The organism is Falsiroseomonas bella (assembly GCF_003173615.1).
Lineage (GTDB): Bacteria > Pseudomonadota > Alphaproteobacteria > Acetobacterales > Acetobacteraceae > Falsiroseomonas > Falsiroseomonas bella.
The window spans coordinates 339440-353880 of the sequence record NZ_QGNA01000001.1; the positions used below are offsets into that span (position 1 = coordinate 339440).

Consider the following 14441-nt stretch of genomic DNA (forward strand, 5'->3'; position numbering starts at 1 on the left):
CCGCTTCAGGCCTTCGGGTCTCGCGATCCTCCGGCCGTCAGGCCGCCTGGCCGGGGGGCGGTCCGCCGAGGAGGGTGATGCCGTGCCGCGCGCAGGCCGCCCCGATCCGGGCGAAATCCTCGGGTCCCGGCGGGCCGTCCATCGGTGCGGGCGAGCCGATCTCGCGGAAGAACGCGGCCATGGCACGGTCGAGCACGACCAGCATCCTAGCCGGCGCCGTGCTGGGATTGGCGTAGCCATGCGGCGCGTCGGAGGCGACGCTGAGCACGTCGCCGGCGACCGCCACGCGGGAGCCCTCCCCCGTGGCAAAGGTCACCTCGCCTTCCAGCACGCGGAAGAGCTCGGGCGAGGCGTGGCGATGCAGCGGCGTACCGGAGCCGGGCGGTACCTCCACCTCGAGCAGCACGACATCGCCAGGCGGCAGCGCGCCGGCGAAGCGCAGGCGATCGCCCATGACGTAGAGGCTCTCGGCCGCCGAGGCCGGCAGCAGGGTGACAGCACTCATCCAGGTTCTCCTTCCCCTTCGCGGCCGGCTTCCCGCCGGAGTGCCGCGAGCAGTTCGCCGATGGCCCAGGCCACCGCCTCGCCGGCCTCGGCGCCGGTCATGTCCCAGTTGTCGCGCAGCGACTGCCAGGCGGTGGCGCTGTAGAGAAGCTGGATCACCGCCTCCGCCTGGCGGGCCCGGCGCGGATCGCGACCGCGCGTCGCGTCGGCGAGGCTGCGGCGGAAGGCGGCCTGCCGCTCGGGGTTGGCCTGGCGGCGCATCTCCCGACCGGCGGGCGTCTCCAGCGCGGCGCGGATCAGCCCCTCCTGCCGGTCGAAGCCGGCGAAGGTGACGGGCGGCATGGCCAGGAGGTCGGCCTCGTTCTCGGGCCAGGTGCGCAGCGCGACGCCGCGGTTCATCCAAGCCCAGAAGGCGGCGAGCAGGTCGTCCTTGGTCGGGAAGTGGCGGAACACCGTCCGGCGCTGCACGCCGGCCTCGGCGGCGACGGCGTCGAAGGAGAGGACCTGCCCGGGCGCGGATTCGAAAAGCCGCCCGACCGCCGCGAGGATGAGGCGGCGGGTTTCTTCGGCCTGTGCGCGGCGCAGCGGGCTCTCGTATCGGCGCATCACGGGTGTATTCATGTCATTATAAATGACATCAAAGCTTCGGCAGGTCAAGCCGGCGCCTGGCTGTCGCGCGCCTGTCGTGCGGCAGCGGCCGGTTCCGCCCGGGGGCGCCCGCAGGCTATCCACCGCGGCGATGCCCCCGCTCCCCGACCTTCCCGTCACCGAGGCCCTGCCGCGCCTCGCCGCCGCGCTGCAGGAGGGCAGCAACGCCGTGCTCGTGGCGCCGCCAGGCGCCGGCAAGACCACGCTGGCGCCCATCGCCCTGATGGAGGAGCCCTGGGCGCGCGAGGGAAAGATTCTTGTGCTGGAACCCCGCCGCGTCGCCGCGCGCGCCGCGGCGCGGCGCATGGCGGAACTGGTGGGGGAGGCGCAGCCGGGCGGCACGGTCGGTCTCGCCACGCGGCTCGACCGCGCCATTTCGGACCGCACGCGGGTGGAGGTGGTGACGGAGGGGCTGCTGGTGCGGCGGCTGCAAACCGATCCCGGCCTCGACGACGTCGCCGCCGTGCTGTTCGACGAGGCGCATGAGCGCAACCTGGACACCGACCTGGCGCTGGCGCTCTGCCTCGACCTGCAACGGGCATTGCGGCCGGAGCTGAGGCTGCTGGCGATGTCCGCCACACTCGACATCGCGCGCTTCGCCGCGGTGCTGGGCGACTGCCCGGTGGTCGAAAGCCTCGGCCGCGCCTTCCCCGTCGCCGTGGAGCACCGCGCCCGCGACCTGACGGAAGCGCGCGACCTGCCCGAGGCGATGGCGTCCGCGATCCGCGGGGCCCTGCCGAAATACCCAGGCGACGTGCTGGCCTTCCTGCCAGGCTGGGGCGAGATCCGGCGCACGGCCGAGCGGCTGGCGGGCCTCGACGCAGAGATAATCCCGCTGCATGGCGAATTGCCGCCGGCCGAGCAGGACCGCGCGCTGAACCCGCACCCGCAGGGACGACGCAAGGTGGTGCTGGCGACCTCCATCGCCGAGACGTCGCTGACCGTGCCCGGCGTGCGCATCGTGGTGGATGGCGGGTTCCGGCGCGCGCCGCGGCTCGATCCCGCCTCCGGCCTCACGCGGCTCGTCACCGTGCGGATCAGCAAGGCGGCGGCCGAGCAGCGCGCGGGGCGCGCCGCCCGCACCGCGCCGGGCGTGGCGATCAGATTGTGGACGGAGGCGCTGCATCGCGGCCTGCCGCCCGCCGACCGGCCCGAGATCCTCGAGGCCGAGTTGTCCGGCCTCGCGCTCGACATCGCGGCCTGGGGCGCAACGGAAGACAGCCTCGCCTTTCTCGATCCGCCGCCTTCCGGCGCGCTCGCCGCCGGGCGCGCGCTGCTGCGCAACCTCGATGCGCTGGACGAGGCGGGACGCATCACGGCGATGGGCCGCGGGATGGCGCGGATGGGCACGCATCCGCGCCTCGCCCGCATGTTGCTGGCGGCGGAGGACGAAGGCGAGAAGGCGCTGGCCGCCGGCCTCGCCGCGCTGCTGGAGGAACGCGACCCGATCCGTGGGCGGGAGACGGCGGCCGACATCAACGCGCGGCTCGAATTGCTGCATGGCGGCGATCATCCGAACGCCGACCGCGCCACGATCCAGCGCATCCGCCGCGCGGCGGCGCTGCACAGGCGGCGCCTGCGGCTGCACGGCACGGCGTTGCCGGGCGGCGAAGCGGGACCGCTGCTGGCCGCGGGCTTCCCGGATCGCATCGCGGCGAAGCGCGGCACGATGGATGGCGCGTTCCGCCTCGCATCGGGACAGGGCGCGCGGCTTGCGGCGAACGATCCGCTCGGCCGCGCGCCGCTGCTCGCCGTCGCGGATCTCGAACTCGCGGGCACCGATGCGCGCATCCGCATGGCGGCGCCGCTCGACCTCGCCACGCTGGAGCGCCGCTTCCCCGAGCGTCTGCGCTGGGAGGAAAGCGCCACCTTCGATGCGCGCGCGGGCGCCGTGCTGGCGCGGCGACGCCGCATGTTCGGCCCGCTGGTGCTGGAGGAGCACGCGCTGCCCGCGCCCGATCCCGCCACCATCGCCGCCGCACTCGCCACCGCCATCGCCGAGCGCGGGCTGCGCGACCTGAACTGGACCGAGGCGGCGAAACAGACCCGCGCGCGGCTGCGCTGGATGGCCGGCGTGGAGGAAGGCTGGCCCGACATGTCCGATGCGGCGCTCGCCGCCGGCGTGCAGGACTGGCTGGCGCCGCATCTGCAGGGTTGCACGAAGCTGTCGGAGGCGAAGTCGCTCGACCTTGCGACCATCCTGCGCAACCTCGTCCCGTGGGAGCGGCAGCGCCGCCTCGACGCCGCGCTGCCGGCGCGCATCGACCTGCCGGGCGGGCGCAGCGCGATGGTGGACTATGATCGCGATGTGCCGACACTGGAGGCGCGCGCGCAACATCTGTTCGGCCTCGATGCGCTGCCGAAGTTGGCCGAGGGCCGCGTGCCCGTCCAGGCGGCGCTGCTGTCGCCAGCTGGGCGCCCGATCGCCGTCACGGGCGACCTCCACAACTTCTGGCGCGGCGGCTGGCTGGATGCGCGCAAGGACATGCGCGGCCGCTATCCGAAGCATGCCTGGCCGGAGGAACCCTGGCGCGGCGCATGAGCACCGCGACGCGCCGGCAACCGCGAACGTCGCGCGGTGCCGCACAACGTGATAAAAGCCACGTCGCAACGGACGACGCCTGCTGTTGACGTGACGTCCCGTTGCGGCTGCCCTTGGCGCGGACGCTTGCGCCGAAGGCCGCCTGGCGGCGACGATGACAGCGTGGACGCGAAGGGGGCCTGACGGATGCACAAGACAACACGCTGGCGCGGACCGGCCCTGATCGCGCTTGCGCCCTTCGCCTTCGGCTCGCTCGCCGGCTGCGGCTACACGCTGCAGAGCGATGCGGTCATCGCCGAGAACCAGCGTGCGCTCGCCGCCGCCGAGACGCGCGGCACGGAGCTGAGCGGCCGCGTGACGCAGCTCGAAGGTGCGCTGGCGGCGGAGCGTCGCGCGCGCGGCGACCTCGCGGCGCTGGAACGCCAGCTGCAGTCCGCGCGCGGTTCCCTCGCCAATGCGGAGCGCGGCCGCCGCAACGCCGATGCGGAGGTGCAGCGCCTGCGCGCCGCGCTCGCCGAGGAGGAACGGCGCCTTGCCGCGCTGCAGAACGAGAGCGGTGCGCTGGAGCAGTCCTCCGGCCGCACGCGCGACGAGCTTGGCATCGCTGAGCAGCGCCTCGCCGGCCTGCGCGCCACCATCGCGTCCGAGGAAGCGCGCCTCGCCGCGCTGCGCGGCGCCGCGGGCAGCGAGGAATCGCGCCTTGCCGGCCTGCGCGGCAACACGGCGTCGGAGGAGCAGCGGCTGGCGGGCCTGCGGCGCGATGCTGCGGCGGAGGACCAGCGCCTCGCCGGCCTGCGCCGTGACGCGGCGGCCGAGGACCAGCGCCTGGCCGGGCTGCGGCGCGATGCCGCGGCGGCGGAGCGGCGCCTGGCGGAGTTGCGCGACCAGGGCACCGCCCAGGATCGCCGCCTGGCCGCGCTGGAGGAACGCCGCGCCGCGGAGGAACGCCGCCTCGCCGCGCTGCAGGAACAGGCGGGCACCACCGAGCAGCGCCTGGCCGCGCTGCGCAGCACGATCGGCCAGGCCGAGCAGACCCTCGGCCAGCGCCAGCAGGCCGGCAGCGAGGCCGAGCGTCGCCTCGCCGGGCTGCGCGAGAACGCCGCGACCGAGGAGCGGCGGCTGGAAGGGCTGCGGAACAACATCGCCCAGGCGGAGCGCTCGCTCGCCGAGCGCCAGGGCGCCGGCGCCGAAGCGGAACGCCGCCTCGCCGGGCTGCGCGAGACGGCCGCGAACGAGGAGCGCCGCCTGCAGGGCCTGCGCGACAGCATCGCCCAGGCGCAGGGCCAGCAGACCGAGGCGCAGCAGCGCCTCGCCGGCCTGCGCGACACCGGCGCCGCCGAGGAAGGCCGGCTGCAGGCGCTGCGCGGCGAGATCCAGGGCGCCCAGGGCAACCTCGCCGACCGCCAGCAGGCGGTTGCCGAGGCGGAACGCCGCCTTGCCGGGCTGCGCGAGGCCGCGGCCAATGAGGAACGCCGCGTGCAGGCGCTGCGCGGCGAGGCCGGGACGGCCGAGCAGACGCTGGCCACCCGGCGCGGCCTGCTGGGCGAGCTGGAAGCCCGCCTCGGCCGCCTGACCCAGTCCGAGACCGAGGCCACCGCGCGCGTGCGCGGGCTGGAGGATCGCGCCGGCGGTCTCGGCCGCGACATCGCCCAGTCCGAGCAGCGCGTGGCGAGCCTGCGCGAAGCCGTCGCCCAGGCGGAGGCCGCGCTGGCGGAACGCCGCGGCGCCGTCACGCAGGCTGAAAGCGGGCTCGCCAGCCTCGGCAGCCAGCGCGAGGCCGCTGCCGCGACGCTGCGCGAGCTTGAGGCGCGCAGCGCGGCGCTGCGCAACGAGGTGGGTGCTGCGGAACGGCAGCTCGCCGAGCTGCGCAGCGGCACCGCGGCGGAGGCGCAGGCGTTGCAGGCCGCGCGGTCCGAGGTGCAGGCGACGAGCGAGCAACTTGCGGCCCGCCGCGCCGCGTTGTCCGAGGCGGAGCAGCGCCTGGCGGCCGCGAATGCCGCGGGCGAGGCCGCCGTCGCGCGCCTGCGCGGGATCGAGGAACAGACGCAGCGCATCGCCGGCGGCACCGACGCGATCCGCCAGGAACAGGAGCGCCTGCGCATGGCCGTGGACGGTCTGCGCAGCGAGGTGGCGGAGATGGAGCGCCGCCGGGCCGACCTCGCCAACCAGATCGCGCAGGCCGAGGACCGGCTGCGCGCCGGCCGGCAGGAGCTTGCGCAACTAGGCGCGCGGCTCGCACAGCAGCGCCAGGCGCTGGAAGCGCCCGGCACGGGCTCGGATCTCGGACCGCCCGGCCCGCCGCGGCAGTAGGCGCGGCGGCGCCGCCTATCGCGCCCAGCGCGTCCAGACGCGCTGCGGCCCGATATCCAGGTGCACGAAGCGCGGATAGACGCCGATCCCGAGGAAGCCCATCCGCCGCGACAGGGTCCAGACGCCCATCGCCAGGTCGTTGGCCGCCATGCCCGGCACGGTGAGATCGGCCGCCTGGCCCACCAGGTGCAGGCTCGCCGGCGCGGCGCCTTCCAGCGAGGCATTGGTGCGCTGCGTCCGGAAGCCCGATCGCACGATCAGCGGACGCGTGTAGCCCCACTGCTCCTGCAGCACGGAGAGCATGTCCACCAGCAGCGGCGGCAGCGGCCCCTCCGCGCCCGCATGCATGTCGCGCAGCAGGTGGCGCAGCTTCGCCAGCGCCTGCGCGTCGTACTCCTCGCCGGCGCGATAGGCGATGGCCGCTTCCTCGCCGGCGCCGTTTCGCAGCCACACGAAGCGCTCGGGCGCCGCCGCGGCCCGGGCGGCGCGCGCCCACAGCACGCCGAGCGGCACGGCGGCGGCGGCACAGAGCAGGGATCGGCGGGTGGTCGTCACGCCGGGAGGATTCCCGCGCGGCGCGCCGCCATGCAACTCAACTCGCGCCCGCGCTGCGTATGAAACTGTCTGATTTTGCAGCCGGCCGGCGCGGCCGGCCCTGCGGATCACCCGGCCTTGGGCAGGATGCGCCAGTGCTTCTCGGCCCAGTCGAAGTAGAGCTCGCGCGCCTTGCGCGCCATCGGGCCGGGCTGCAGGGCGCGGCCGTTGTAGTTCGTGCAGGGCTGCACCTTGGCGTAGTTGCCCGTCGAAAAAATCTCGTCGGCCTCGTCCAGCTCCGCGGGGGCGACCGCGCGCTCCTCCACCGTCACCCCGGCCTCGCGCAGCAGGGCGATGACGCGCTGGCGGGTGATGCCGTTGAGGAAGGTGCCGTTCGGCGCCGGCGTGATCACCTTGCCGTCCTTCACGAACATCAGGTTGGAGGCGGCGAATTCCGCGACGTTGCCGGCCTCGTCGCACAGCACCGCCATCTCGAAGCCGCGCTCCACGGCCCAGGAGGTCGCGCGCGCGCCGTTGGGATAGAGGCAGGAGGCCTTGGCATCGGTCGGCGCCATGTCCGGCGCCGGGCGGCGGAAGGGCGCCATGGTGGCGGAGAAGCCGGTGAAGCCCGGCAGCGGGCTGTCATAGATCGCCAGCACGAAATCGGTGCTGTCCGGATCGGGCCGCGCCGCGCCCAGGCCCTTGCGCACGAAAAACATCGGCCGGATGTAGAGCGTGGCCTCCGGCCCCATGCGGCGGATGCCCTCGCGGCACAGCGCCTCGATCTCCTCCGGCGTCTTGGTCGGCTTCATCAGCATCGCCTTGGCGGAGGCGACGCAGCGCGCGCAATGGCGGTCGAGGTCGGGCGCCACGCCCTTGATCGCGCGCCCGCCGTCGAAGATCACGCTGCCCAGCCAGAAGGCATGGTCCATCGGGCCGGTGAGCTTCGGCTCCTCGGTGGTCCATGTGCCGTCGTGGAAGAAAACGCCCGCCATCGTCATCCCGTCCTGGCTGCCGAGCGGAATGCATGCGCCCGACCATGGGCCTCCCGCAAGATGGCGCGGCCGCGCAAACCTTTCGTTGCTATTTCGTACCTGCAACAGCATGCCGCTTCCGCTATTCTGCGCCCTGGCATGGACAAAGACGGCGCTGGCTTGCACCTGCGGGACTACGAGACTGCGCTGGCGGCGCATGTGAATGGCGTCTTCCGCGCGAATCCGGCCCTCCGTGACCATCGCGCCGAGCACCCCGGTCTGACCGCGAGCCTCGGCGACCCCTTCGCGCCGGTCTGGTTCCTGGCCGCTGCGCCCAACCTCGGTGCGCGCGGGCGTCCGAAGCCGCCGCTGGCCAGCCCGGACGCGCAGTGGAACACCACCCCGGGCGACCAGGTCTTCCGCGCCGCCCTGGCGGAGGCCGGCTTCAAGGCGGGGGGCCCCGGCGCACCGGGCGGCTGGCGCTGCTACGTGACCGCGCTGATCAAGTCGGTGGAGGACAGCCCGGCGCGGCGCGAGGGGAAGCTCGCGCCCCTGCTCGCGCGGGCCGAGACCTGGGCGGCAGTGCTGCGCTGGCAGCTGGAAGCCGCCGCCCCGCGCTGGCTGGTGCTGAAGGGCGACCTGGCCGCCGACCTGTTCCGCCACCTGGTGGACCGCGCCGCCGTGCCGCTGCCGCCCCATGTCGAGCGGATCGAGAGCTACACCTATCTCGCCGGGCGCCGGCAGGAGGGGGCGGAGGCGATGCACCCGGACCGCCTTGCCGCCTATCGCCGCAGCCTCTGCACGATTGCCCGCCGCGCCGGCATGGCCCCCGGTTGAACCCCCGCGGCGCGGTGCCCAGAGCACGTTCCGGCCGACTGGAATCAGTCAGCCGGCAGGTCGTGCTCTGGAAAAAATGACTCCAGAGCAGCTTATGGCAGTCCGACGGAGCCGTGGAGCGGTTCCACTCGGACGGGCGCTGCTCTAGGGTGCGCCGCCTGTTTCATACCGTGAACTGGGGGAAGGAAGCGCGATGACGATCCATTTCGTCGTCCATGACGAGGGCGACAGCGTGGGCGTGGTGGTGGTGGAGGGCCTGAAGGCCGGCACCAAGCTCACAGGCTGGATCATGGATCAGGACAAGCTGATCGAGTTCGACGCGAAGAACGACATCCCGATCGGCCACAAGCTGGCGATCAAGGGCATCAAGTCCGGCGACACGATCATCAAATACGGTGTCGACATCGGCAAGGCCGTGAAGGACATCGGCGCGGGCGAGCACCTGCACGTGCACAACGTCAAGACGAAGCGCTGGTAAGGGAGACGCGATCATGGGCATCGACGTCAAGAACGCGACCTTCGAAGGCTGGCGCCGCGAGAACGGCCGCATGGGCGTGCGCAACCACGTCCTCATCCTGCCGGTGGACGACATCTCCAACGCCGCGGCGGAAGGTGTCGCGCGCAACATCCAGGGCACGCTGGCGATCCCGCACGCCTATGGGCGGCTGCAGTTCGGCGCCGACCTCGACCTGCATTTCCGCACCATCATCGGCACGGGCTGCAACCCGAACGTCGCCGCCGTGGTGGTGATCGGCATCGAGCTCGGCTGGGCCGGCAAGGTCGCCGAGGGGATCGCGAAGACCGGCAAGCCGGTGGAGTTCTTCGCCATCGAGCAGAACGGCGACATCAACACTATCGCCGCCGCCTCCCGCGCCGCCTACCGGATGGTGAAGTACGCGACCGCGCTGAAGAAGACCCGCGCGCCGCTGCAGGACCTCTGGGTCAGCACGAAGTGCGGCGAGAGCGACACGACCTCCGGCCTCGCCTCCTGCCCCACGGTCGGCAATTCCTTCGACAAGCTCTGGGCGAACGGCAACACGCTGGTCTTCGGCGAGACGTCCGAGATCACCGGCGGCGAGCACCTGGTCGCCGCGCGCTGCAAGACGCCTGAGGTGCGCGACCAGTTCATGGCGATGTTCAACCGCTACCAGGCGGTGATCGAGGCCAACAAGACCTCCGACCTGTCCGAGAGCCAGCCGACCAAGGGCAACATCGAGGGTGGCCTGACCACCATCGAGGAGAAGGCGCTCGGCAACATCCAGAAGATCGGCAAGAAGTGCACGGTGGACGGCGTGCTCGACAAGGCCGAGGAGCCGACGCATCCCGGGCTGTGGTTCATGGACAGCTCCTCCGCGGCAGCGGAGATGGTGACGCTCTGCGCAGCCTCCGGCTTCGCGGTGCACACCTTCCCGACCGGCCAGGGCAACGTCATCGGCAACCCGATCGTGCCGGTGATCAAGCTGACCGCGAACCCGCGCACCATGCGGACGATGTCCGAGCACATCGACGTGGACGTGACCGGCATCCTGCAGCGCAACATGAACATGGACGATGCCGGCGAGGCGCTGCTCGACTGCATCATCCGCACCGCCGACGGGCAGCACACGGCGGCCGAGATCCTCGGCCACCGCGAGTTCAGCCTGACGCGCCTCTACGAGAGCGCCTGACGCAACAGGGCCCGGCGCGCCACCGCGGCGCGCCGGGCCGCGCAACACGCGAAGCGGACCGTCAACGCGCGCGAAACCGCGCGACACACCCTTGCAGGGGTGCGGCGGCATAGTCCCTGTCACCGGCGGCGAGGGGCCTCCGGGCACGGAGGACCGAACCATGCGCCGCACCACCGTCTTCGTCCTGTTCGCCTTCCTCGGCTTCCTCTTCGCCTTCGCCGCGGCGCTGCCCTCGGCGCGCTCCGCCGCGCCGCAGCCCGTGCCGGTGGCCGAGCATGTCCCGGCCGACTGGGTCGCCCAGGCGCTGGCCAGCCGGCCCTTCATGCCGCCGGCCCGCTGAGCCCCTCGTCCTCCGTGCGAAACACGCGCGCAACATGAAGCCCGCAGCGCGAAGCCGCCGCGACACGCGGCCCCGCCAGACTGCAGCGGCCCGAGGCAGGGAGAGCCAGTACATGAACCGCACCGCCGTTTTCGTGATGTTCGCCTTCATCGGCTTCGTGATCGCCTTCGCCGCGGCGCTGCCCGCGGCGCGCTCGGCCACGCCGCTCGAACTCGTCGCCGCCGACCGCGCGGGCGAGGTGCCGCTGCACTGGGTCGGCCGCGCCATGGCGGAGATGCCGTTCCTGCTGCCCGGCGGGAACTGAGGCGCGAATCGCCGCGCACCGCGCCCGCCAGCCGCGCTAGTCTCACGGCAGGAGGTCGCGCATGAGCACAACCGGGGATCCGCCGCCCTTCGAACTCGGCATCGTCGCCGCCGGCGCCGTCTCGGCCGGTGCCTACACCGCCGGCGTGCTGGACCTGCTGTTCGAAGCGCTCGACGCCTTCGAGGCTGCGCGCGAGGCCGGCATGGAAGACGTGCCGACACACCAGGTCGTGCTGCGCGCCATGGTCGGCGCCTCGGCCGGGGCGATGAACGCCGCGACCGTCGCCGCCTGGGCCAATCGCAGCTTCCAGCCGATGGATGCGCGCAGCCTGCGCGACAGGGAGGCGCGGCGCCGGAACCCCTTCGCCTGGGCCTGGGTGGACCAGCCCGACATCACCCGCCTGCTCGACACGACCGACCTGGATGCTGGCCATTTCCGCTCAGCGCTCAACGGCGCCTGGCTGTCCAATGCGGTGGACCAGATCCTCTCGCCCGATGCCGCGCGCCCGGACGGGCTGCTGCCCAGCCCGGCGCCGAAACATCGCGGCTGGATCGCCGACCTGCGCGTGCGCCTGACCGTCGGCAACCTCACCGGCACCCCCTACACGCTGACCTTCGAAGGCAGCGACAAAATCGCGGGCGGCATGATGGACCATGCCGAGGTGATGGATTTCCTAGCCGTTCCGACCGGACGGAAGCCGCCGGCGAGCTACCTGCCGCTTGAAGGCGACGCGGCGCGCAGCGATCCCACCTGGTCGGCGCTCGGCAATGCGGCGCTGGCCTCCGGCGCCTTTCCCGGCGCGCTGCCGGCGCGGGTGCTGAGCCGCCAGCCGGAGAACCGCGCCCGCCGCCCTGTCTTCGTGCCGAAGGGCGACCCCGACCGACCGAACGAAGGCGCCTGGGAAGTGCTGGAACCCGCCTGGTCCGTGCTCGGCCCCGACAAGGCGACCATGCTCTGCGTGGATGGCGGCATCGCCAACAACGAGCCGACCGATCTCTGCCGCGACGCGCTGCTGATCAAGCGCGACGCGCCGCTCGTGCCGAAGCCGGCCGAGGCGACGCAGGCCATGATCATGGTGGATCCCTTCCCCGAGGCGCCCGAACCGGGCCCGCGCGAAGGCTCCGCGCCGCTGCCACGGGTGCTGTCGGCGCTGATCTCCGCCTGGAAGAACCAGGCGCGCTTCCGCCCGGTGGACATCTGGCTTGCCACCCAGGCCGACATGTTCAGCCGGCAGATCATCGCGCCCAGCGCGGATGCAAAGGACCGGCCGCAGGGCGCCTCCCCGCTCGCGGGCGGTGCGCTCGGCGGCTTCCTCGGCTTCTTCTGCCGCGATTTTCGGGAGCACGACTTCCTGCTCGGCCGGCACAATTGCCGCAGCTTCCTGCAGCACTATTTCGCGGTGCCGGTGGACAACGTCGTGGTGCGCCACTGGGCCTCGGACGAGAGCGGCGCGCCGACGCCGCTGGCGCGGCGGATCATGCGCGAACACGGCCTGGACGAGGCGGCGGGCAAGGTGCCGCTGGTCTGGCTGGCGCCGCATCTGCGCGACCCGCGGGACCCGGAGAAGGACCCGGTACCGGAGCCCGCCTGGCCGGTGGGCCGCTTCGATCCGGCGCCGCTGCGGCCCGCCTTCGCCAAGCGCATCCGGCGGGTGCTGCGGGCGCTGTCCGGCCATCTCGGCTGGATCGGCGGCGCGCTGACCACGGGCTTCGGCTGGGTCCCGGCCTGGCTGGCGAGCCGGCAGGTCGTCGCGGTGCTCGACAAGGCCCGGCGCGACAGCGGCCTTTGACCGCGCCGGCTGACCACGTCGCCCCGACGGGCTAAGCACGCGCGCATGAGTTCGCCCGTCAGCACCGAAACCCCCGTCCCGCCCGGCTACGCCGCCGGAGCGCCCGTGCCCTGGTGGGTGAAGCTGTCGGTCAAGCTGGCGCTCGGCAGCCTGCCGGTGCCGCCCCGCGCCTGGCGCGCCCTCGGCCTCAGGCGCCACTCCTTCGCGGCCGACGACCCCACCCGCCTCGTCCCGCCGCTCGCCGGCCTCGTCGCCCGCGCGAATGAGCGGCTCGGGCGCGCGGAGCGCAGCGTGCTGGAGATCGGCCCGGGCGCGATGGTGCGCCGCGCGCCGATCGCCGCGGCACTCGGCCTCGGCCCGATCCTCTACCTCGATGTCGAGGACGACGCGCCGCGCGAGCTCGAGCCCTATCGCCGCGCCGCCGAGGCCGCCCGCGAAGCCGGCCTCGCCCCGCCCGATCTGTCCGGCTGCGCGACACGCGAGGAGGTGCTGGCGGCCTGCGGCGCACGGCTGCTGATCGGCGGGCCGGAGCGGCTGGCGGAGGTGCCGGCGGGCTCGGTGGACCTCGTCTTCTCGGAAGTCGCGCTGGAGCATGTGCGGCGGGACGCGCTCGCGCCGCTGCTCGCCGCGCTGCGCCGCGTGACGGCGCCGGACGGCATCGGGCTGCATGGCGTGGATTTCCACGACCATCTTGGCGGCGCGCTGCGCCACCTGCGCTTCTCGCCCGGCTTCTGGGAGGGGGCGGCGGTCGGCCGCGCCGGGCTCTACAACAACCGCCTCGGCCTGACGGAGATGCTGGACGCCTTCGCCGAAGCCGGCTTCGCCGCCGCCGCGCCGCATCGCCTGGTCTGGGACAGCCCGCCGCTGCCGCCCGGCGGCGCGCATCCCGCGCTGCACCGCCGGCCGGCGGATGACCGCGTCTGCTATGCGGAGATCGAGGCACGCCCGGCCTGACAACTTGCCGCGCGGCGCGGTCGCCGCCACTCTCCCGCGGCACAACATCAAAGGGGAACGTCCATGATCAACCGCCGCACGACGCTCGGGCTTGCCGCCACCCTCGCCCTGCCGGGCCTCGCGCGGGCGCAGGGCCTGCCGGACCGCGGGCTGCGCTACGTCGTGCCTTTCCCGCCTGGCGGCCTCACGGACATCATGGCGCGGCTGGTCGCGCAGAAGATGTCGGAGAACCTGCGCCAGCCCGTGGTCGTGGACAACCGCGCCGGCGGCAACGCGCTGATCGGCGCCGACGTGGCGGCCAAGGCAGCGCCGGATGGCGGCACGCTGCTCGCCATCACGCTGACGCATGCGGTGAACTACACGCTGTTCCCGAACGCGCCCTACAATTTCCGCCGCGACTTCGCGACGCTGTCCGTGCTCGGCTCGCTGCCGCTCGTCGTGGTGGTGAACGCCGAGAAGAGCCCGGCGCGCGACCTCGCCACGCTGCTGCGGCTCGTGCGCACCGAGCAGATGAACGGCGGGACCTCCGGCAACGGCTCGCCGCCGCATCTCGGGCTGGAGCTGCTGCGCCGCGCCGCCGGCGCGCGCGACAACCTGGTGCATGTGCCCTATCGCGGCGGCGCGCCGAGTGTCACGGACCTCGCCGCCGGCAATCTCGACGTGATGGTGAGCAACCTGCCGGAGTGCCTCGCGCAGATCCGCGGCGGCCGCCTGCGCCCGCTCGCCATCACCAGCGCCGAGCGCCACCCGCTGGTGCCGGACGTTCCGACGGTGCGCGAGCTCGGCCAGCCGGCGCTCGAGATCACCAACTGGACCGCGGTGCTGACCCAGGCCGCGACGCCCGCGCCGGTGCGCGCGCGGCTCGAGGCCGAGGTGCAGAAGGCGATCCACGATCCCGACACGACGCGGCGCGCGCAGGAGGGCGGCTTCCAGGTGCTCGGCTGGGACGCCGCGCGCTCCACGCAATTCGTCAATGCCGAGACGGATCGCTGGGCCACGCTGGTGCGCGAGGCCAACATCCGTCCCGACGCCTGACGT

14 protein-coding genes are annotated in these 14441 nt (G+C 73.4%); 10 read left to right on the forward strand and 4 right to left on the reverse strand.

Going from position 1 to position 14441, the window contains the following annotated elements:
- Window positions 1-37 precede the first annotated feature (37 nt).
- On the reverse strand, window positions 38-505 hold the full coding sequence (locus tag DFH01_RS01530) for a cupin domain-containing protein (RefSeq protein WP_109868641.1): 468 nt from the start codon (window positions 503-505) through the stop codon (window positions 38-40).
- Entirely contained in the window at window positions 502-1125 is a 624-nt protein-coding gene (locus DFH01_RS01535) for a TetR/AcrR family transcriptional regulator (RefSeq protein ID WP_109868642.1), read from the reverse strand. The genes DFH01_RS01530 and DFH01_RS01535 overlap by 4 nt, the downstream gene beginning before the upstream one ends.
- Window positions 1126-1243: 118 nt before the next feature.
- Here DFH01_RS01535 and hrpB point away from each other — a divergent pair, with 118 nt between their 5' ends.
- Window positions 1244-3694 carry an ATP-dependent helicase HrpB gene (gene hrpB / locus DFH01_RS01540; protein ID WP_109868643.1) on the forward strand — a complete coding sequence of 817 codons (2451 nt, stop codon included), beginning with the start codon at window positions 1244-1246 and terminating at the stop codon, window positions 3692-3694.
- Between the two features lie 186 nt (window positions 3695-3880).
- Window positions 3881-6004 (forward strand): coiled-coil domain-containing protein, encoded by a 2124-nt coding sequence (locus tag DFH01_RS01545; RefSeq protein ID WP_109868644.1) that lies wholly within the window; start codon window positions 3881-3883, stop codon window positions 6002-6004.
- Between the two features lie 15 nt (window positions 6005-6019).
- Here DFH01_RS01545 and DFH01_RS28025 read toward each other — a convergent pair whose 3' ends face one another.
- Both DFH01_RS28025 and DFH01_RS01555 read right to left on the reverse strand, forming a co-directional pair.
- Entirely contained in the window at window positions 6020-6559 is a 540-nt protein-coding gene (locus DFH01_RS28025; RefSeq protein ID WP_158287574.1) for a YcbK family protein, read from the reverse strand.
- A gap of 107 nt (window positions 6560-6666) precedes the next feature.
- Complete coding sequence (locus tag DFH01_RS01555) at window positions 6667-7533, reverse strand: branched-chain amino acid aminotransferase (RefSeq protein WP_109868645.1); 867 nt, start codon at window positions 7531-7533, stop codon at window positions 6667-6669.
- A 138-nt stretch (window positions 7534-7671) separates the two neighbouring features.
- Here DFH01_RS01555 and DFH01_RS01560 point away from each other — a divergent pair, with 138 nt between their 5' ends.
- The 8 genes from DFH01_RS01560 to DFH01_RS01595 all read left to right on the forward strand — a co-directional run bounded on the left by DFH01_RS01560 (window position 7672) and on the right by DFH01_RS01595 (window position 14438).
- A complete protein-coding gene (locus DFH01_RS01560; protein ID WP_109868646.1) occupies window positions 7672-8349 on the forward strand; it encodes a hypothetical protein in 678 nt (225 codons plus the stop codon).
- Window positions 8350-8542: 193 nt separating this feature from the next.
- Window positions 8543-8827 (forward strand): UxaA family hydrolase, encoded by a 285-nt coding sequence (locus tag DFH01_RS01565; RefSeq protein ID WP_109868647.1) that lies wholly within the window; start codon window positions 8543-8545, stop codon window positions 8825-8827.
- A gap of 13 nt (window positions 8828-8840) precedes the next feature.
- On the forward strand, window positions 8841-10016 hold the full coding sequence (locus tag DFH01_RS01570; protein WP_109868648.1) for a UxaA family hydrolase: 1176 nt from the start codon (window positions 8841-8843) through the stop codon (window positions 10014-10016).
- 160 nt (window positions 10017-10176) lie between these two features.
- On the forward strand, window positions 10177-10356 hold the full coding sequence (locus tag DFH01_RS01575) for a hypothetical protein (RefSeq protein WP_109868649.1): 180 nt from the start codon (window positions 10177-10179) through the stop codon (window positions 10354-10356).
- A gap of 112 nt (window positions 10357-10468) precedes the next feature.
- Window positions 10469-10660, forward strand: coding sequence for a hypothetical protein (locus tag DFH01_RS01580; RefSeq protein ID WP_109868650.1), 192 nt, complete (start codon window positions 10469-10471; stop codon window positions 10658-10660).
- A 61-nt stretch (window positions 10661-10721) separates the two neighbouring features.
- On the forward strand, window positions 10722-12449 hold the full coding sequence (locus DFH01_RS28955) for a patatin-like phospholipase family protein (RefSeq protein ID WP_109868651.1): 1728 nt from the start codon (window positions 10722-10724) through the stop codon (window positions 12447-12449).
- A 45-nt stretch (window positions 12450-12494) separates the two neighbouring features.
- On the forward strand, window positions 12495-13403 hold the full coding sequence (locus DFH01_RS01590; protein WP_146216971.1) for a methyltransferase domain-containing protein: 909 nt from the start codon (window positions 12495-12497) through the stop codon (window positions 13401-13403).
- A gap of 63 nt (window positions 13404-13466) precedes the next feature.
- Complete coding sequence (locus DFH01_RS01595) at window positions 13467-14438, forward strand: Bug family tripartite tricarboxylate transporter substrate binding protein (RefSeq protein WP_109868653.1); 972 nt, start codon at window positions 13467-13469, stop codon at window positions 14436-14438.
- Window positions 14439-14441: the final 3 nt, after the last annotated feature.

What these genes read in the sequence shown, in the direction of transcription:
- DFH01_RS01560 (WP_109868646.1), top strand. Translation starts at nt 7,672, where the DNA reads ATGGACAAAGACGGCGCTGGCTTGCACCTGCGGGACTACGAGACTGCG.
- hrpB (WP_109868643.1), top strand. Translation starts at nt 1,244, where the DNA reads ATGCCCCCGCTCCCCGACCTTCCCGTCACCGAGGCCCTGCCGCGCCTC.
- DFH01_RS01570 (WP_109868648.1), top strand. Translation starts at nt 8,841, where the DNA reads ATGGGCATCGACGTCAAGAACGCGACCTTCGAAGGCTGGCGCCGCGAG.
- DFH01_RS01545 (WP_109868644.1), top strand. Translation starts at nt 3,881, where the DNA reads ATGCACAAGACAACACGCTGGCGCGGACCGGCCCTGATCGCGCTTGCG.
- DFH01_RS01530 (WP_109868641.1), bottom strand. Translation starts at nt 505, where the DNA reads ATGAGTGCTGTCACCCTGCTGCCGGCCTCGGCGGCCGAGAGCCTCTAC.
- DFH01_RS01580 (WP_109868650.1), top strand. Translation starts at nt 10,469, where the DNA reads ATGAACCGCACCGCCGTTTTCGTGATGTTCGCCTTCATCGGCTTCGTG.
- DFH01_RS28955 (WP_109868651.1), top strand. Translation starts at nt 10,722, where the DNA reads ATGAGCACAACCGGGGATCCGCCGCCCTTCGAACTCGGCATCGTCGCC.
- DFH01_RS01555 (WP_109868645.1), bottom strand. Translation starts at nt 7,533, where the DNA reads ATGGCGGGCGTTTTCTTCCACGACGGCACATGGACCACCGAGGAGCCG.
- DFH01_RS01590 (WP_146216971.1), top strand. Translation starts at nt 12,495, where the DNA reads ATGAGTTCGCCCGTCAGCACCGAAACCCCCGTCCCGCCCGGCTACGCC.
- DFH01_RS01535 (WP_109868642.1), bottom strand. Translation starts at nt 1,125, where the DNA reads ATGAATACACCCGTGATGCGCCGATACGAGAGCCCGCTGCGCCGCGCA.
- DFH01_RS01565 (WP_109868647.1), top strand. Translation starts at nt 8,543, where the DNA reads ATGACGATCCATTTCGTCGTCCATGACGAGGGCGACAGCGTGGGCGTG.
- DFH01_RS01575 (WP_109868649.1), top strand. Translation starts at nt 10,177, where the DNA reads ATGCGCCGCACCACCGTCTTCGTCCTGTTCGCCTTCCTCGGCTTCCTC.
- DFH01_RS01595 (WP_109868653.1), top strand. Translation starts at nt 13,467, where the DNA reads ATGATCAACCGCCGCACGACGCTCGGGCTTGCCGCCACCCTCGCCCTG.